At 68.5% G+C, this 16,213-nt stretch carries 20 protein-coding genes; 17 read left to right on the top strand and 3 right to left on the bottom strand.

Going from position 1 to position 16,213, the window contains the following annotated elements:
• The first annotated feature begins 25 nt into the window (after window positions 1-25).
• From ABSF49_RS01915 to ABSF49_RS01900, 4 genes are read left to right on the top strand one after another with little or no spacing between them, the layout of a single operon-like run.
• Window positions 26-700 (top strand): phosphoribosylanthranilate isomerase, encoded by a 675-nt coding sequence (locus tag ABSF49_RS01915; protein ID WP_424110937.1) that lies wholly within the window; start codon window positions 26-28, stop codon window positions 698-700.
• Window positions 697-1,917, top strand: coding sequence for a tryptophan synthase subunit beta (gene trpB / locus ABSF49_RS01910; RefSeq protein WP_424110936.1), 1,221 nt, complete (start codon window positions 697-699; stop codon window positions 1,915-1,917). Before ABSF49_RS01915 ends, trpB begins: the two co-directional genes overlap by 4 nt.
• A gap of 40 nt (window positions 1,918-1,957) precedes the next feature.
• Window positions 1,958-2,278: a YbjQ family protein gene (locus tag ABSF49_RS01905; RefSeq protein ID WP_424110935.1), complete on the top strand. Its 321-nt coding sequence runs from the start codon at window positions 1,958-1,960 to the stop codon at window positions 2,276-2,278.
• Entirely contained in the window at window positions 2,275-2,487 is a 213-nt protein-coding gene (locus ABSF49_RS01900; RefSeq protein ID WP_424110934.1) for a hypothetical protein, read from the top strand. The genes ABSF49_RS01905 and ABSF49_RS01900 overlap by 4 nt, the downstream gene beginning before the upstream one ends.
• A gap of 67 nt (window positions 2,488-2,554) precedes the next feature.
• Here the strand turns inward: ABSF49_RS01900 and cobT are convergent, their stop codons facing one another.
• Together cobT and ABSF49_RS01890 are read right to left on the bottom strand one after the other, a co-directional pair.
• Window positions 2,555-3,574 carry a nicotinate-nucleotide--dimethylbenzimidazole phosphoribosyltransferase gene (cobT, locus tag ABSF49_RS01895; protein WP_424110933.1) on the bottom strand — a complete coding sequence of 340 codons (1,020 nt, stop codon included), beginning with the start codon at window positions 3,572-3,574 and terminating at the stop codon, window positions 2,555-2,557.
• Between the two features lie 2 nt (window positions 3,575-3,576).
• The gene (locus ABSF49_RS01890) at window positions 3,577-4,506 is read right to left on the bottom strand and encodes a DMT family transporter (protein ID WP_424110932.1); all 930 of its coding nucleotides are present in this window, start codon (window positions 4,504-4,506) and stop codon (window positions 3,577-3,579) included.
• A gap of 335 nt (window positions 4,507-4,841) precedes the next feature.
• On the opposite strand from ABSF49_RS01890, the gene ABSF49_RS01885 reads away from it, so the two are divergent.
• The 7 genes from ABSF49_RS01885 (at window position 4,842) to ABSF49_RS01855 (ending at window position 12,683) form a co-directional block, all read left to right on the top strand.
• The gene (locus ABSF49_RS01885; protein ID WP_424110931.1) at window positions 4,842-5,651 is read left to right on the top strand and encodes a FadR/GntR family transcriptional regulator; all 810 of its coding nucleotides are present in this window, start codon (window positions 4,842-4,844) and stop codon (window positions 5,649-5,651) included.
• 49 nt (window positions 5,652-5,700) lie between these two features.
• Window positions 5,701-7,020 carry an HlyC/CorC family transporter gene (locus tag ABSF49_RS01880; RefSeq protein ID WP_424110930.1) on the top strand — a complete coding sequence of 440 codons (1,320 nt, stop codon included), beginning with the start codon at window positions 5,701-5,703 and terminating at the stop codon, window positions 7,018-7,020.
• Between the two features lie 97 nt (window positions 7,021-7,117).
• Window positions 7,118-8,221: an FtsH protease activity modulator HflK gene (gene hflK, locus ABSF49_RS01875; RefSeq protein WP_424110929.1), complete on the top strand. Its 1,104-nt coding sequence runs from the start codon at window positions 7,118-7,120 to the stop codon at window positions 8,219-8,221.
• Window positions 8,218-9,120: a protease modulator HflC gene (gene hflC, locus ABSF49_RS01870; RefSeq protein WP_424110928.1), complete on the top strand. Its 903-nt coding sequence runs from the start codon at window positions 8,218-8,220 to the stop codon at window positions 9,118-9,120. Before hflK ends, hflC begins: the two co-directional genes overlap by 4 nt.
• Before the next feature lie 108 nt (window positions 9,121-9,228).
• Window positions 9,229-10,725 carry a Do family serine endopeptidase gene (locus ABSF49_RS01865; protein ID WP_424110927.1) on the top strand — a complete coding sequence of 499 codons (1,497 nt, stop codon included), beginning with the start codon at window positions 9,229-9,231 and terminating at the stop codon, window positions 10,723-10,725.
• A 119-nt stretch (window positions 10,726-10,844) separates the two neighbouring features.
• Window positions 10,845-11,594, top strand: coding sequence for a hypothetical protein (locus tag ABSF49_RS01860; protein ID WP_424110926.1), 750 nt, complete (start codon window positions 10,845-10,847; stop codon window positions 11,592-11,594).
• 204 nt (window positions 11,595-11,798) lie between these two features.
• Entirely contained in the window at window positions 11,799-12,683 is an 885-nt protein-coding gene (locus ABSF49_RS01855; RefSeq protein ID WP_424110925.1) for a lipase family protein, read from the top strand.
• Between the two features lie 180 nt (window positions 12,684-12,863).
• Here the strand turns inward: ABSF49_RS01855 and ABSF49_RS01850 are convergent, their stop codons facing one another.
• Window positions 12,864-13,118 carry a DUF1344 domain-containing protein gene (locus ABSF49_RS01850; protein ID WP_424110924.1) on the bottom strand — a complete coding sequence of 85 codons (255 nt, stop codon included), beginning with the start codon at window positions 13,116-13,118 and terminating at the stop codon, window positions 12,864-12,866.
• Between the two features lie 284 nt (window positions 13,119-13,402).
• Between ABSF49_RS01850 and ABSF49_RS01845 the strand changes: the two genes are divergently transcribed.
• From ABSF49_RS01845 to ABSF49_RS01820, 6 genes are all read left to right on the top strand, one after another.
• Window positions 13,403-13,702, top strand: a complete 300-nt coding sequence (locus ABSF49_RS01845; protein ID WP_424110923.1) for a BrnT family toxin — start codon at window positions 13,403-13,405, stop codon at window positions 13,700-13,702.
• Entirely contained in the window at window positions 13,683-14,093 is a 411-nt protein-coding gene (locus ABSF49_RS01840; RefSeq protein WP_490363314.1) for a BrnA antitoxin family protein, read from the top strand. The genes ABSF49_RS01845 and ABSF49_RS01840 overlap by 20 nt, the downstream gene beginning before the upstream one ends.
• 62 nt (window positions 14,094-14,155) lie before the next feature.
• Window positions 14,156-14,626 carry a hypothetical protein gene (locus tag ABSF49_RS01835; protein WP_424110971.1) on the top strand — a complete coding sequence of 157 codons (471 nt, stop codon included), beginning with the start codon at window positions 14,156-14,158 and terminating at the stop codon, window positions 14,624-14,626.
• A 50-nt stretch (window positions 14,627-14,676) separates the two neighbouring features.
• Complete coding sequence (locus ABSF49_RS01830; protein ID WP_424110922.1) at window positions 14,677-14,907, top strand: hypothetical protein; 231 nt, start codon at window positions 14,677-14,679, stop codon at window positions 14,905-14,907.
• A gap of 114 nt (window positions 14,908-15,021) precedes the next feature.
• Window positions 15,022-15,312, top strand: a complete 291-nt coding sequence (locus ABSF49_RS01825) for a BrnT family toxin (RefSeq protein WP_424110921.1) — start codon at window positions 15,022-15,024, stop codon at window positions 15,310-15,312.
• Window positions 15,278-15,601, top strand: coding sequence for a CopG family antitoxin (locus tag ABSF49_RS01820; protein ID WP_424110920.1), 324 nt, complete (start codon window positions 15,278-15,280; stop codon window positions 15,599-15,601). The genes ABSF49_RS01825 and ABSF49_RS01820 overlap by 35 nt, the downstream gene beginning before the upstream one ends.
• Window positions 15,602-16,213: the final 612 nt, after the last annotated feature.

Below are 16,213 nucleotides of genomic sequence, written 5' to 3'. Positions count from 1 at the left end.
CCGGCGTCTTGTCGGAAACAGGCGCATGGTTCCGACGGTCAAAATCTGCGGCCTGGCCACCGCGGCGACGCTCGAGGCGGCGCTCGACGCCGGCGCCGACATGGTCGGGCTGGTGTTCTTCGCCAAGAGCCCGCGCTTCGTCGGCCTCGACCACGCCCGCGAGCTCGCCGCCCAGGCGCGCGATCGCGCCAGGATCGTCGCGCTGACGGTCGACGCCGACGACGACCTGCTGGCGGCGATCGCCCGCGTCGTCGGCCCCGACATGCTGCAATTGCACGGCCGCGAGACGCCGCAGCGGGTGGCGGCGATCAAGCGGACGCTCGGCCTGCCGGCGATGAAGGCGATCGGCGTTTCGGAAGCGGCGGACTTCGCCCGCGCGCGCGACTACGCAAGCGTCGCCGACTGGCTGTTGATCGACGCCAAGCCGCCCAAGGACGCCGTGCTGCCGGGCGGCAACGGCCGGCCGTTCGACTGGCGGCTGGCGCGCGGTTTCGCGCCCAAGATCCCGTGGCTGCTGTCGGGCGGGCTCGACGCGGACAACGTCGGCGAGGCGGTGGCGCTTTCGGGCGCGCGCGGCGTCGACGTCTCGTCGGGCGTCGAACGCGCGCCGGGCGTCAAGGACGAGAACAAAATCGCGGCCTTCGCCGCCGCCGCGCGCGCCGCCTTCGCGCGCGAGCACGAGGCAAGGAGCCCCGCGTGACCAAAGTCGACAAGCCCAATTCGTTCCGCAACGGCCCCGACGAGCGCGGCCATTTCGGCATTTTCGGCGGCCGCTTCGTCGCCGAGACGCTGATGCCGCTGGTGCTGGCGCTGGAGCAGGCCTACGCCAAGGCCAAGGACGACCCCGAATTCCACCGCGAACTCGGCGGCCTGCTGACCCATTACGTCGGCCGGCCGAGCCCGCTCTATTTCGCCGAGCGGCTGACCGCGCATTTCGGCGGCGCGAAGATCTATTTCAAGCGCGAAGAGCTCAATCACACCGGCGCGCACAAGATCAACAACGTGCTCGGCCAGATCCTGCTGGCGCGCCGCATGGGCAAGACGCGCATCATCGCCGAGACCGGCGCCGGCCAGCACGGCGTCGCCACCGCCACCGCCTGCGCGCGCTTCGGCCTGAAATGCGTGGTCTACATGGGCGCGGTCGACATCGAGCGGCAGAAGCCCAATGTCTTTCGCATGAAGCTGCTCGGCGCCGAGGTGCGCGCCGTGCAGTCGGGCGCACGCACGCTCAAGGACGCGATGAACGAGGCGCTACGCGACTGGGTGACCAACGTCTCCGATACGTTCTACTGCATCGGCACCTGCGCCGGTCCGCACCCCTATCCCGCGATGGTGCGCGATTTCCAGTGCGTCATCGGCGAGGAGACGCGCAAGCAGATGCTGGAGATGGAAGGCCGCATTCCCGACAGCCTGGTCGCCTGCATCGGCGGCGGCTCCAACGCCATCGGCCTGTTCCATCCCTTCCTCGACGACGAGAGCGTCGAGATGTACGGCGTCGAGGCGGCGGGACACGGGCTCGACGTGCCCGACGGCCACGCCGCGTCGCTCGCCGGCGGCCGGCCCGGCGTGCTGCACGGCAACCGCACCTACTTGCTGATGAACGAAGACGGCCAGATCAACGAGGGCCACTCGATCTCGGCCGGCCTCGATTATCCCGGCATCGGCCCTGAGCATTCGTGGCTGAAGGAGAGCGGCCGCGTCACCTATCTCTCGGCGACCGACAAGGAGACGCTGGTCGCGTTCCAGCTCTGCTCGCAGCTCGAAGGGATCATCCCGGCGCTCGAGCCGGCCCACGCGCTCGCCAAGGTCGCCGAACTCGCGCCGAAGAAGCCGGGCGACCACCTGATGGTGGTCAATATCTCCGGCCGCGGCGACAAGGACATTTTCGCCGTCGCCGACCATCTCGGCGGGATGTAGCGGTCGGCGCAAACCACGGGGGACGCCGATGGCTGCGCAAATGGCGACGACCGCGCTCGAGTCGCCCGGCTGGCGCATCGTCCGCAACGTCGGGGCCGCGCGCGGCGTGGTCGTGCGCTCGCGTTCGCTGGTCGGCAATTTCGCCGCCGGGCTGCAGACCCTCTTCGGCGGCGCCATCTCGGTCTACGCCAGCCTGTGCGGGCGGACCGGCGCCGATTCCGACCGCATGATGTGCGAGCACGCCATGATCAACGGCGCCAACGCCATCGTCGCAATGCGTTACGACGCCAACGAAATCCTGAGCGGCGGCGCCGAGGCCATCCGCCAAGGCGCGGCGGTGGTCGCGGAGCCGGAGCGATGAGCGCCGCCGCGGCGATCGCCGTCGGTCTGTTCATCGTCGGCGTCGCCGGCGGCTTGGCGCAGCTGTGGCTCCAGATCTGGTCGCCCGACACGTTCATGAAGCTGGCGATCGCCGACGGCGCGCTGATCGTCGTCGCCCTGGCGTGGCATTTCGTCGCGGCCGAGCGGCGCGCCGGCGACCGGCTGAGCCGCGACAAGCGGCTCGACTGAGCGGGCGGCCGGGCGGCGCGCCGGCGACCGGCTGAACCGCGGCAAGCGGCTCGACTGAGCGGACGGTTCAGCGTTCCTTGCCGGCGACGCCGGCCTCGGCGAAGGTCGCCATGCCGTTGTGGCAGGCGACGGCCGCCTTGACGATTCCGACCGCCAGCGCGGCGCCGGAGCCTTCGCCCAGCCGCATGCCGAGATCGAGCAGCGGCCGTTTCCCCAGCCGGCGCAGCGCCTCCGCGTGAGCGCTTTCGGCCGAGACGTGCGCGGCCATGCAATGGTCGAGCGCGCGCTCGTCGAGCGCGGCGAGGACCGCCGCCGCGGCGCAGACGACGAAACCATCGAGCAGCACCGGAACGCGCTGGACGCGCGCGGCGAGGATCGCGCCGACGATCGCGGCGATCTCGCGCCCGCCGAGCCGGCGCAGGACTTCGAACGGGTCGTGAAGATGTTCGCGATGCAGCGCGATGGCGGCGCGCACCGCGTCGGCCTTGCGTTTCAACGCCGCGTCGTCGGCGCCGGCGCCGCGACCAACCCAGTCCTCCGGCGCGCCGCCGTAGAGCGCGTTGTAGATCGCCGCCGCCGCGGTGGTGTTGCCAATGCCCATTTCGCCCAAGCAGATGACGTCGGGGCCGGCGGCGAGCGCCTCCATGCCGAACGCCATCGTCGCGGCGCAGGCCCTTTCGTCGAGGGCCGGCTCACAAGTGATGTCGCCAGTTGGCCGCTCGAGCGCCAACTCGAACACGCGCAGCGAAATGTCGAAGGTCTTGCAGATCTGATTGATCGCCGCGCCGCCGCTGGCGAAATTGGCGACCATCGCCTGGGTCACTGAGGCTGGATAGGCCGAGACGCCGTGGGCGACGACGCCGTGATTGCCGGCGAAGACGGCGACCAGCGGCGCATCGATATGGGGCGCGCCGCGCTGCCAGCCGGCGAGCCATTTGGCGATGTCCTCCAGCCAGCCGAGCGAGCCGACGGGCTTGGTCAGCTCGGCCTGCCGCGCGCGCGCCGCGTCGACCGCGGCGACGTCGGCTTCCGGCATGGCCTCGATGAGCGCGCGAAAATCGTCAAACGGGCGCGGCTGCGCGTTCATCCTCACTCTCCGGGGGCGGCCTCCGCCTGAAACGGTGAAGGCTGATCGCGAACCATACCGCGCCCGAACTTGGGGAGGAAGATGACGACGTTGCCGACGAGGATCAGCGGCGCGCCGATCAGCGCCCAAGGACTCCACTGATAGCCTTCGAGCAGCCACGAGACCGCCAGCGCGATGACCGGCGACAGGACGGTCGTATAGGCGGCGCGCTCCGGACCGACGCGGGCGACCAGCGCGAGATAGACGAGGAAGCCGACGGCCGAGCCGATCGCCGCCAGATAGAGGAGCGCGCCGACATAGACCGGCTCGGTCGACGGCGCGAACGACAGGCCGCGCGCGGCGACGACGACGGCGAGCATCGCCGCGCCCCAGGTCATCGCCCGGGCGATCGCATTGGGCAGGTCGCCGGCGGCCTTCGCCGCGGGCCGCGAGGCGAGATTGCCGAGCGAGAAGCAATAGGTCCCGCCGATCGTCAGCAGCAGGCCGAGCGCCGAGCCGCCGCCCGCGGCGGTCGCGGCGAGCTGATCGGCGAACAGGAAGGCGACGCCGGCGACGCCGATCAGCGCCCCCAGGACCGTGCGCGCGGTCGGCCGCACGCCGTTAAACAGCCACTGGTTGAAGACGTTGAACGCCGACGCCATGGCGAACACGACCGACACTACGCCGCTCGCGACGAACTTTTCCGCGTTGTAGAAAAACAGAAAATTGCCGCAGAACAGCGCGAGGCCGAGCGCCGCAAACCACAGGTGAGCGCGCAGCGGGACGCGCTTCAGCCGCCCGGCGACCGCCAGGCCGATCCACATGATCGCCGAGGCGACGAGGAAGCGCCAGAAGATCGACGTCTCGGCCGGAACCGGACCGAGCTGCAGCTTGATGGCGTACCAGGTCAGGCCCCAGATGAAGACGACAACTGTGAATAACGACGCGTTCAAGTCTCACCTCGCAGGCGTTGCGGCGTTCCAGACCCTCGGGATCGGCGAACCCGGCGGCCGAGAAGTCCGGCCGCGGCGCTATTCACGACGGCGGCAGGCGCCCGCCGCCGCGACCCTTATCGCCATTTTCGCGTTTGCGCCCGCATTGCCTTGAATCCCAATAGTCAGATCGGCGGGGGCGGCCTGCGGCGGCCTATTGCGCAGCGCAATCACGCGTTCTACATGGATTCCAGCGATCCGTCGTCGGCGTTCTCGCCCTCGTCTCTTTTGGCTATGCGCCTATGGCCGGATGGACGAGGGGAACGGGCGGCCGACGACCCGCGGGGGAATCAGCCGTGGCCGATGCGACGGGACCCATGCCAAGGCGGGCGGCGAAGCGAGCGGTCGGGTCCGGGCGTGAGGAGACGAGTGACGGGGCTGTCTCGCCCAAGCGCAACGTCAACGACTCGCTCGCCGCCGCGCTCGGCTGCGAAATCATCGCCGGCCTCTACCCGCCAGGTTCGCGCCTGCCCAACGAGGCGAGCCTGCTGGTGCGCTTCGGCGTGTCGCGGCCGACGCTGCGCGAGGCGTTCCGGGCGCTCGAGGCCAAGGGCCTGATCGTCTCGCGGCAGAAGGTCGGCACGATGGTGCGGCCGAAGGCCGACTGGCATATGCTCGACGCCGATTTCCTCGCCTGGCACATGCAGGCCGCGCCGACCGAAGTGTTCGTCAGCGACGTGCTGCAGCTCAGGCGCATTTTCGAGCCGCAGGCGGCCGCGCTCGCAGCCGAATCGCGCGACGAAGCGTCGCTGGCGCGGATCGAGGCGGCCTACGCCGACATGGAGGCGCACAAATCGGGCGACGCCGAGCTGATCGCCGCCGACGTGCGCTTCCACAAGGAAATCCTCCAGGCGAGCGGCAACCGGCTGCTCGGCGCGCTCGGCAGCCTGATCGAGATGGCGCTGGTGGGCACGTTCAAGATGGGCTGGCGCAGCTTGGCGATCAAAGACGACCGCCTCCACCAGCACCGCGACGTGATGCAGGCGATCGCCGCCCGGCGTCCCGAGGCGGCGCGCGCGGCGATGGCCAGGCTGCTGCAGGAATCGGCCGACGACGTGCGCCGCGCGCTCGCCGAAGACCGCGCCAATGTCCCCACTCCCGCCTGAGTCGACCCGCGCCTAACTGCCCGCGCCGCCTCTGTGGTAGAAGGCGGCCATGCCCGCCTGGCTCGCTGTCGCCTGCATCGTCGCCGCCCTCGTCGCCGCCGCCTTCTTCGCCGGCGCGGAGACCGCGCTCACCGCCGCCTCGCGCGCCCGCCTGCGCGCGCTGGAGACCGCCGGCGACGCGCGCGCCGCCTTGGTTGCGCGGTTGGTCGCGACCCGCAGCCGGCTCATCAGCGCGATGCTGCTCGGCGGCCAGCTCGTCACCATCGCCGCCTCGGCGCTCGCCACCAACGAACTCGTTTCGACCGTCGGCGAGCGCGGCGTCGTCTACGCCACCGCGATCATGACAGCGCTGATCGTCGTCTTCGGCGAAGTGCTGCCGAAGACGATCGCCATCGCCTATCCCGACCGCGTCTCGCTGCTGATCGCGCCGGCGGTGTCGTTCTTCGTCACCGTGTTCGGTCCGATCGTCACCACGGTCGAGGCCCTGGTGCGCTTCATGCTGCGGCTGTGCGGCGTGAACCTCTCGCTGACGTCGAGCATCTCCGGCCACGACGAGCTGCGCGGCGCAGTCGACATCCTCCACAGCGAAGGCGGCGTCGCGCGCGACGAGCGCGACATGTTCGGCGGCCTGCTCGAGCTCTCCGAGGTGACTGTCTCCGACATCATGGTCCACCGCACCAAGATGCGCACCCTCGACGCCGACCTGCCGCCCGACGAGCTGGTGCGCGAGGTGCTCGCCTCGCCCTACACCCGCACGCCGCTTTGGCGCGGCGACCCCGACAACATCATCGGCATGCTGCACGCCAAGGACCTGTTCCGCGCCTATGCGGCGGCGGGCGGCGACGCCAGCCGCATCAACGCCGCCGACATCGCGCTCGAGGCATGGTTCGTGCCGGAGGCGACGACGCTGCGCGACCAGCTGCAGGCCTTCCTGCGCCGCAAGACCCACTCGGCGCTGGTGGTCGACGAATACGGCGTGGTGCTGGGCTTGCTGACGCTCGAGGACATCATCGAGGAGATCGTCGGCGACATCAAAGACGAGCACGACGTCGGCGCCCAGGGCGTGCGCAAGCAGCTCGACGGTTCGATCATCGTCGATGGGTCGGTGACGATCCGCGACCTCAATCGGGCGATGGACTGGAACCTGCCCGACGAGGAGGCGGCGACCGTCGCCGGCCTCGTCATCCACGAGGCGCGCGCGATCCCGGAGGCCAAACAGACGTTCAACTTCCACGGCATGCGATTCGAAGTGTTGCGCAAGCAGCGCAACCGCATCGCGGCGCTGCGCATCGCGCCGCTAGACCCGCGCGAAGGCGGGCCCGCCGAGGCCGGGTCGGCCGGCGCAGCCGCGCCGCCGGGCGAGGCGTAGCGGCCGAACGCCCTCGCGACGCGCGTTGCCGGCGCCGTCGGCAACGCCTATATAGACGCCCGAACGGCGCAGATTGACCGCGCTCGGACGAGGTTGCATGTCCTGGAACAATCAAGGCGGCGGACCCTGGCGTTCGCCGGGGCAAGGGCCGTGGGGCCAAGGGCCGACCGGGCCGCAGCCGCCAAGCGATCTCGAAGAATGGCTGCGCCGCCTGCAACAGGGATTGCGCGGCCTGACGCCGACCGGGGGCGGAGGCGGCGGCGGCGGCGCGGCGCGGCTCATCCTCGTCGTCGCGCTGATTGCGCTGGTGGCTTGGTTCGCGCTCGGCTCGTTCTACACCGTCCAGCCCAACGAGGTCGGCATCAACCTCGTCTTCGGCCGCTACACCGGCAAGACCGCGAACGGCCTCAACACCAATTGGCCATGGCCGATCGGCGAGGTGATCAAGGTTCCGGTGTGGGACCAGCAACTCACCGAGGTCGGCTACCGCAGCGACGCCGGCGGCGCCGACATTCTCGCCGAGAGCCAGATGCTGACCGGCGACCAGAACATCGTCAATGTGCGCTTCCGCGTCAGCTGGCAGATCGACCCGACTGATCCCGAAGACTTCGTCTTCAATATCTTGAACCCGCGCGAGACGGTCAAAGCCGTCGCCGAAAGCATCATGCGCGAGGTCGTCGGCCTGAAGACGATCGACGGCGTGTTGACCAGCGACCGCAAGTCGATCGAGCCCGACGTCCAGCAGCGGATGCAGACGGTGCTCAACGGCTACCACGCCGGCGTGCTGGTCAAGCAGGTGCAGTTGCAGTCGGTCGACGCGCCGGCGCAGGTGATCTCCGCCTATCGCGACGTCACCGCGGCGCAGCAGGACCAGCAGCGCGCCGTCAACGACGCCGAGACCTACGCCAACAGCGTCGTCCCCGAGGCTGAAGGCCGCGCCTCGCGCATCCTCGCCGAGGCCAACGCCTACAAGCAGCAGACCATCCTCGACGCCACCGGCCAGACCTCGCGCTACAGCCAGATCTACGCCCAGTACAAGAACGCGCCCGGCGTCACCCGCGAGCGCATGTATCTGGAGACGATGGAGCGGGTGCTCGGCGAGATGAGCAAGACCATCCTCGACGCGCCTTCGGCGAGCGCGCCGGTTCCTTATCTGGCGCTCGACCCGACGACCCAGAAGCCCGCGGGAGCGCCGAAATGAGAAACCCGTTCAGCGGCCTGGCGATTCTGATCGCAATCGTCGCGGCGATCATCGTCGCCGATTACACCTTCTTCACCGTCGATCCGACCGAGCAGGCCCTGGTGCTGCGCTTCGGCAAGCCGGTGAGCGACATCATCGGCGCGCCGGGGCTCCACGCGCGCGTGCCGTTCATCGATTCGGTCGTCTACATCGACAAGCGCATCCTCGCCCTCGATAACGAGCGGCAGGAGGTGCTGGTCGCCGAGAACCAGCGGCTCGAGGTCGACGCCTTCGTGCGCTACCGCATCGCCGACCCGCTGCTGTTCTACCAATCGGTGTTCAACGTCAAAGGCGCCGACTCGCAGCTTGGCGGCATGCTGAATTCGGCGCTGCGCCGCACGCTGTCGGAGGCCTCGATCGTCGACATCGTCCGCAACCGCCGCGACGCGCTGATGGCCGACATCCGCGATCAGGTGAAGGCCGGCGCGGAGCGCTTCGGCCTCGACATCGTCGACGTGCGCATCAAGCGCGCCGACCTGCCCCCGGAGAATTCCGAAGCCGTGTTCCGCCGCATGCAGGCCGAGCGCCAGCGGCTCGCCGCCACGTTCCGCGCCCAGGGGTCGCAGCAGAGTCAGAAGATCAAGGCCGACGCCGACGCCACGGTGACGGTGACGGTCGCGCAGGCGCAGCAGCAGTCGGAGCAGATCCGCGGCGAAGGCGACGCCGAGCGCAACCGCATCTTCGCCCAGGCCTACGGCTCCGACCCCGAATTCTTCACGTTCTACCGCTCGATGCAGGCATATGAAGCGGCCTTCAAGGGCGACACGCGGGCGATCCTGAGCCCGAAGTCGGATTTCTTCCGCTATTTCAGCAACCCGATCCCGGCCCCAACCCCTGCCGCTACGCCCGCCGCCCCATAAGCCTGCGCCGCCGCCCCCGCTGCGGCGCCTTTGCCGCTTTGCCGACACGATTGCCGGTCAGGCTCGGTTTCGCCGCGGCAAGCCCGGCCTTTGAGGAGAGAGGACGCCATGCGATTCGACCTAGCGAGGAAGCTCAAGAGCCGCGCGCGCCGCGCCGCCTTCGCCGCTGCGGCGGCGATCGCGCTCGGCGCCCCGGCCCTCGTCGCTTCGAGCGCGCCCGCCCTCGCCCAGGCCAAGCCGACCAACCTCGCCGACCTGGTCGACAGCGTCGCCGCCGCGGTGGTCAACATCTCGGCGACCCAGACCGTCGACGACAAGAGCGCGCAGGATATTCCCGACCTGCCCAAGGGCACGCCGTTCGACGACATGTTCGACCAGTTCTTCAAGAACCACGGCTTCAACGCCGTGCCGCGGCCGCACAAGATGTCGTCGCTCGGCTCGGGCTTCGTCATCGACCCGAGCGGCATCGTCATCACCAATAATCACGTCATCGGCGACGCCAACGACATCGTCGTCATCTTCACCGACGGCCGCAAGCTGAAGGCGACGATCGTCGGCAAGGATCCCAAGGTCGACGTCGCGGTGCTGAAGGTCGAGAGCGACAAGCCGTTCAAGACGGTGAAGTTCGGCGACAGCGACAAGGCGCGGGTCGGCGACGGCGTGATGGCGGTCGGCAATCCGTTCGGCCTCGGCGAGACGGTCACCGCCGGCATTCTCTCGGCGCGCAACCGCAACATCGATTCCGGCCCCTACGACGACTTCCTGCAGACCGACGCGTCGATCAACAAGGGCAATTCCGGCGGGCCGCTGTTCAACCTGCAGGGCGAGGTGATCGGCATCAACACCGCGATCCTGTCGCCCTCCGGCGGTTCGATCGGCATCGGCTTCGCCACCCCTTCGGCGAGCGTGGCGCCGGTGATCGACCAGTTGGAGAAGTTTCACGAGACGCGGCGCGGGTGGCTCGGCGTGCGCATCCAGCCGGTCGACGACGCGATCGCCGACAGCCTCGGCCTCGGCGCGGCGCGCGGCGCGCTGGTCGCCGGCGTCGACGACAAGGGCCCGGCCAAGCCGGCGGGCCTGCTGCCGGGCGACGTCATCGTCAAGTTCGACGGCAAGGACATCAAGGAATCGCGCGACCTGCCGCGCCTGGTCGCCTCGATGCCGGTCGGCCAGCAGGTCGACGTCGTCATCGTGCGCAAGGGCCAGGAGATCACCAAGACGGTGACGCTCGGCCGGCTCGAGGACGGCGAGAAAGCCGCGGTCGCGAGCGCCGAGGCGGCCGACGACGGCGCCGGCAAGTCGGCGACGCTGACCGCGCTCGGCCTCGAGCTCGCGCCGATCGACGACGCCGCGCGCAAGAGCTTCAAGCTCAAGGACAGCGTCAAGGGCGCGGTGATCGCTTCCGTCGCGCCCGGCTCGAGCGCGAGCGACAAGGGCCTCAAGCCCGGCGAGGTGATCGAGGAAGTGAACCAGCAGGCGGTCGAGACGCCCTCCGACGTCGCCAAGGCGATCGCCGCGCTGAAGGCTGCCGGCAAGAAGTCGGCGCTGTTGCTCGTCGCCACCGGAACCGGCGACGTCCGCTTCGTCGCGCTGTCGCTGGATTGAGGCGAAGCGCAGCCCCCTTCTCCCGTTCGGGAGAAGGGTCGGGGATGAGGGCGTGTAGACCGTAAGCGGGCCGGCGGCGTAGCCTCGGCGAACGCCGCCGCCCTGAGAGGCCTCCGCCCGTGCCCGCCTTGCTCCTCCGGCCGACCATCCTCGCGCTTGGCTTCGCCTTCGCGCTCGCCTCCGCCGCGGCCGCCGACGCGCCGCGCTATTGCCGTTCGGTGGCGGCGAAGCTGAAGGCGGACGGCGACCTCGCCGCCGCCGCGCGCGCGGCGTTCGGCGAGCCGCAGGCGACCGACGACGAGACCTGCCTCTATCCGCTGCAGCTCTTGCGCTACGCCGACGTCGACGTGCTGGTGAGCCAGATTGGCGAACCGGGCGAAGCGTGCCACGGCTGCGAAGCGACTTTAAGCGCGACCGTGCTGAAGCGCGTCCCCGGCGGCGCCAAGCGCCTGCGCGCGTTCTCGTCGTTCGCCAAGGGCGGAACCTTCGGCGCCGTCGCCTCGGTCACGCCGATCGCCATCGGCGGCGACGACGGGATCGCGATCGAATCCGGCGGCCTATTCCAGGGCTATGCGTCGTCGGCGCTCGACCTCTACGCCTTCCGCCAGCGCGGCCTCGTTCCTGTCGAAGCCGGCGCGCCGCTGATCATCGCCGGCGACAACAGCGGCGCCGAAACCGACGCGAGCAAGACGATCACGGTCGAAAGCGCATGGTCGCTCGCCGCTGGCGAGCTGACCATCGACTACCGCGTCACCGACGCCCGCGGCAAAAGCGACAGCCGCGCCGTGTGGAGCGTCGGCGACGCCGCCCTGACCCTCAAATCCGGCGCCCCGCCCAAAGCGCTCGCCCGCGCGACCGGGCAGGAGTGAGGCGGGCGTTCGCGCTTCGCTATCCCTTTGACAGGATTGCAGTCCCGACGCGTCGAGGGGTTCGGCGTCGGCGACGGCGTTACACGCGGCGGCGCGCCGTTTGAGTGTAACGGATGCGCCGGCTTAGGTGTTGGGCAAAAGGCCGCCGCGTATAACGCGCCGAGGCCAACGCGGGGGAAATCCCGCATCGCGGAGGAACGTCCCATGAGCAGTTTGCCCATCGTCGCGAGATTGCTGCTGGCCGCCCGTCAGGCGTACGAGATCACGGCGTCGGGGTCGGTTCAATCCGGCCCGCCCTACGACAAGATCGGTTGGGTTTCAGGCCCGGCCGGATTCGCCACCGGAACGGATCGCATCGACGCGGCGCTGATCGGCCAGACCGCCAGCGAGACCATCGTCGCCTTTCGCGGAACGCTGCCGCCGACGCCGGACAGCCCCGACAAGAAACAGGTGCTGCTCGACTGGCTCAGCGATTTCGACGCGATCCTGGTTCAGGGCGACCAGTTGCCGGGGCTCGTCCATCAGGGGTTTCTCGGCGCGCTCAATGCGTTGTGGAGCGACCTTTCGCGCAGCGTCCCCGCCGGCAAGCCGGTTTACTTCGCCGGGCACAGCAAGGGCGGCGCGCTCGCCAACCTCGCCGCCGCGCGCTGGGCGAGCGAAAACGCCGGCAAGACGCCGCCGATCGTGACGACCTTCGCCGCCGCCAAGCCGGGAGACGCCAATTTCCAGACCGCCTACGACAAGCTCGTTCCGCACAGCTTGCGCTATGAGTATCAGGACGACATCGTTCCGCATCTTCCGCCCGGCGCCGAATTCCGAGCGATGTTCGCCAAGGTTCCGCTCTTCAACGATTTCATTGCCAATTCCAACGCCAAGCTGCCGGAAGGCGCGGTCGGGTTCGTCGGCGTCGGCGACTTGAAATTCATCGACTGGAGCGGCGCGATGGTCGACGACTCTTTGCAGTTGCGCTTTCAGCGTTACGCGCATCTCATTGGCCTCGTCGTCGAACTGAATTTTGGACGGATCATCGCCGACCATTCGCTCGACGACGGCGGCGGCTACGCGACGGCGATCCTGCCGACGGCGTGAGCGCCGCCTTTGGGCGAAACGCCGAGCGCCGTCCCGGCGGCGCGTCTTCGGTCGGCTTGCCCAGAAGGAAAGAGCGGGACAGCGCTCGCCGTCGCGCTCTCGGCGGCGAGGCCTGTTCCGCGAGCGCGCGCGCCGCAAACGCCGCCGGCGGGAACCGGCGGCGCAGGCGCGCGCCCGCGATCAGGCGGCGGGCGTGATCGCCGAAGCGTCCATCATCTTGCCCGACTGGGTGTAGGTCAGCTTGACCTTCTCGCCGACCTTGAACCCGGACAGGCTGACGCCCTTGGCGATGTCGTAGGTGGCGCCGTTGTCGAGCGTCACCATGCTCTTGGCGGCGTCCAGGGTCTTGATCGTCCCGGTCGCGTCGGCCGCATAGGCCGAGCCGGCGAGGCCGATGAGCGAAGCCGCGACGAGGGCGCCAAAAATCATGCGCATAGTTTCTCTCCGTCTTTCGAGTTGCGGGCCGCATCGCGCAATGCCGCAAGCGGCGCCAGGGGCTGCGCATCATCAACGCCGCCGTGGCGCGCCGATGGCGCGGAGATGAAGAGCGGGATTAAACTTCGGCAACGATGGTCCGCCACGGCGGCGCGCCTCGCGGCGGGAGCGCCGGCAGGTGGGTCGATCAATCGGCGTCTCCGCTGGGATGCTCGCAGCGCTCACGCCGCGCCGCAAAAAAGACGCCGTTGCCTGCGACTACAATTTTGTAGTAACATTTCTGCATGGCGACTCGGTTCGCGTGGGACCCGGTCAAGGCGGCCGCCAATCTGCGCAAGCATGGGGTGAGCTTCGAGATCGCCATGCGGGCGTTCGCCGACCCATTCGCGCTCACCGAGCAAGATCGCATCGAGGGCGGCGAGGCGCGCTGGCGAACCCTCGGCATGGTCGAAGGGCGCGTGTTGTTGCTCGTCGCCCACACGTTCAGGGACGAGGACGGCGAGGCGATCGAAGTCATCCGCATCATTTCCGCCAGGGCGGCCGACAGGACGGAGAGGAGACGCTATGAGCAAGAAACGCGTTAGACGCGAAGTCGATCTCGCCCATCTCCCTCCCCTGACCGAGAAGCAGAAGGCCGAGCTGGCGACGCTCGCCGCACGACCCGACGCGGACATCGATACCAGCGAAATTCCGCCGCTGACGGCGAAATTCTGGACCGACGCCGCGCGCGGCCGCTTCTACAAGCCAATCAAGACCTCGACCACCGTGCGCATCGACGCCGACGTGCTGGCCTGGCTGCGCGCGCAAGGCAAAGGCTACCAATCCCGTATCAACGCCATCCTGCGACGCGAGATGCTGGCGGCGACCGGAACGGAGGGCGACGGCGGATTTCGCGAGGACGATCGGCGCGACAAGAATGGCGAGATCGGCCGCAAGCGCGGCGCGGCGCTCGTCGGCGCTTTGCGCAAGCGCTGACGACCCGGCTTCGCGGCGGCCGAGCGCTGGCTTGCCAATGCGGCGCCTCCGGAGACAATTTGGTGGCTAGCGTGCCTCGTGAAGGCGCAACGAAAGAGAGGGGGCGCGGTTCGGCCATGCCTATCGCCTGGGACGACATTCTCACAGCTTTCGAGTTCGTCAGTGTGGGAGACTCGGACAATTCGGCTTATCTCTGCCGGGAAACCGGTGAGATGCTTTGGCATTCCGCGTTCGGCGGCGAGTTCGATGAGCTGCCCGACGATATCGACGACGGAGCGAAATACCTCGCCTTGCCCGACCCGCGCGACCTCGATCTCGGCAAGCCGCTGGTCATGCGCTTCGCCGACGAAGAACTCGCTGATCGTTACGACGAAGTCGCGCAAATCTTCTCGCGCCGCGGCGCCTATCGACGATTCAGGGACCTGCTGACGCGCGAGGGCGTGCTCGACAAGTGGTACGCGTTCGAAGCCGCCGCGAAGGAGAAGGCGCTGCGGGAGTGGTGCGCGGAGAACGGGGTGGCGGTGGAAGGGTGAGAGGCGAAGCGGCTCGCCCCGCATGCACGGCGTGTGCTATAAACGTCTCCATGATCAACGCTCTCAAGCAACTGCTTCCCAGGATCGAGGGGTGGCCGGCGGAAGATCAGCAGACGCTGTTCGAGGCTGCGCGCAGCATCGAAGCGGAGCGCTCCGGTGTCTATCACGCTTCGCCGCAAGAGCTGGCCGCCATCGACCGCGGACTGGACGACGCGCGCAACGGCCGCTTCGCCAGTGAGCAGGCGGTCGACGCGGTTCGCGCGAGGTTTCGCATGAGATGAGAATTCGCTACGCCGATAGCGCGCTCGCGGACCTCGATGCGATCCACGAATATCAGGCGGTCCACTGGCCAGCGGCGCTATTGCAATTGCATATGCAAACGCGTATGAACCGTCATGAAGTTCGGCGGCTTCGACTGGGATAGCGGCAATCTTCCGAAATGCCTCGGGCATGGCGTTTCGGTAAGGGAGATCGAGGCGCTATTCGCCGGCGACGTCTACATCGTCCGCGACGCGATCGTCGCCGGAGAGCGACGGGCGCTCGGTTTCGGCGAGGCCTCGGGCCGCTGGATATTTTGCGTGTTCACTTGGCGTGGCGACAGAATTCGCCCCGTGAGCGTGCGCTATATGCACGACAAGGAGATCAGGCGCTATGGCGAAGAAATTTCCCGATCTGAAAACCGATGAGGAAGCCGACGATTGGCTGCAAAACGCCGACCTTACGGACTACGACCTCTCGGAGATGAAAAAGGTGCGCTTCGAACTGGCGCCCAAGGACGCGTCCATCAGCCTGCGCCTGCCCGCCGCCCTGCTCGCGACGCTCAAAGCGCGCGCCGCCAAGGCCAAGATGCCGACCCAGCGATTCATCCGCGTTCTGATCGAGGCGCAACTGAGCGAGGGCGGCGCGAAGGCGAAAAGCAAGCCGGCGGGCAAGGCGACGCGGGCGGTGACGCGAGCGCGGAAGCGGGCGGCGTAGGCTGCTGGCGACGGAGCGGATGAGGCGCCGGACCAGCAAACCGCTGCGGCAACGCCCGTGCGCGACAGGCGGCGCAAGTTCGGCAGGGAGCGCCGTGACCTCATAGAAGCCTCTTTTTTCCGAAGCGACGAGGCTGTCAAGGGCGCGCCGAAAGGCGCGCCGCCGCAGGCGGGCTACGCCCCTCGACAGCCTCGTCGCTTCGGAAGTCTTCGCTTCCATGAAGTCGACGGCGCGGTGGGTCGGCGGGGAGGGCGCGACCAGCGCGACGCGCCGAGGGGCGATTATGTGCATTTAGTAAGCTGTCACCGTAATCCGTAATCCTGTCAATGGCGCGCGTTCGCGCGTCGCCTCTGGCGGTCGAAGACCATTGACAGCCTCGAGACTTCGGAAGTTCTTGCATCCATGAGGTCGACGGCGCAGTGAGTCAGCGGGAAGAGGCGAGGCTGCGTTAGGGGAGAAAATCTGGCACCGGCAAAGGATCGCGAAATTGCGCAATTCGTATCCTGTCCCCGTGACCCCAGAGGACCGGCCAATCGCCAATTCGCGGAACGTACTTCGAATCGTCTCGCAGGGGACGGGGTATCAGGGGACAGCGCAATGTGCTGCGCCCCT

The organism is Roseiarcus sp. (assembly GCF_049514155.1).
Classification (GTDB): domain Bacteria; phylum Pseudomonadota; class Alphaproteobacteria; order Rhizobiales; family Beijerinckiaceae; genus Roseiarcus.
Note: the sequence above shows the minus strand (reverse complement) of the source record. Positions and strands in the feature narration are given on the sequence as shown.

Excerpts from the sequence above, each read along its gene's own strand:
- ABSF49_RS01915 (WP_424110937.1), top strand. The coding sequence starts at position 26 with ATGGTTCCGACGGTCAAAATCTGCGGCCTGGCCACCGCGGCGACGCTC.
- ABSF49_RS01905 (WP_424110935.1), top strand. The coding sequence starts at position 1,958 with ATGGCGACGACCGCGCTCGAGTCGCCCGGCTGGCGCATCGTCCGCAAC.
- ABSF49_RS01900 (WP_424110934.1), top strand. The coding sequence starts at position 2,275 with ATGAGCGCCGCCGCGGCGATCGCCGTCGGTCTGTTCATCGTCGGCGTC.
- cobT (WP_424110933.1), bottom strand. The coding sequence starts at position 3,574 with ATGAACGCGCAGCCGCGCCCGTTTGACGATTTTCGCGCGCTCATCGAG.
- ABSF49_RS01880 (WP_424110930.1), top strand. The coding sequence starts at position 5,701 with ATGCCCGCCTGGCTCGCTGTCGCCTGCATCGTCGCCGCCCTCGTCGCC.
- hflK (WP_424110929.1), top strand. The coding sequence starts at position 7,118 with ATGTCCTGGAACAATCAAGGCGGCGGACCCTGGCGTTCGCCGGGGCAA.
- hflC (WP_424110928.1), top strand. The coding sequence starts at position 8,218 with ATGAGAAACCCGTTCAGCGGCCTGGCGATTCTGATCGCAATCGTCGCG.
- ABSF49_RS01865 (WP_424110927.1), top strand. The coding sequence starts at position 9,229 with ATGCGATTCGACCTAGCGAGGAAGCTCAAGAGCCGCGCGCGCCGCGCC.
- ABSF49_RS01855 (WP_424110925.1), top strand. The coding sequence starts at position 11,799 with ATGAGCAGTTTGCCCATCGTCGCGAGATTGCTGCTGGCCGCCCGTCAG.
- ABSF49_RS01850 (WP_424110924.1), bottom strand. The coding sequence starts at position 13,118 with ATGCGCATGATTTTTGGCGCCCTCGTCGCGGCTTCGCTCATCGGCCTC.
- ABSF49_RS01845 (WP_424110923.1), top strand. The coding sequence starts at position 13,403 with ATGGCGACTCGGTTCGCGTGGGACCCGGTCAAGGCGGCCGCCAATCTG.
- ABSF49_RS01840 (WP_490363314.1), top strand. The coding sequence starts at position 13,683 with ATGAGCAAGAAACGCGTTAGACGCGAAGTCGATCTCGCCCATCTCCCT.
- ABSF49_RS01830 (WP_424110922.1), top strand. The coding sequence starts at position 14,677 with ATGATCAACGCTCTCAAGCAACTGCTTCCCAGGATCGAGGGGTGGCCG.
- ABSF49_RS01825 (WP_424110921.1), top strand. The coding sequence starts at position 15,022 with ATGAAGTTCGGCGGCTTCGACTGGGATAGCGGCAATCTTCCGAAATGC.
- ABSF49_RS01820 (WP_424110920.1), top strand. The coding sequence starts at position 15,278 with ATGGCGAAGAAATTTCCCGATCTGAAAACCGATGAGGAAGCCGACGAT.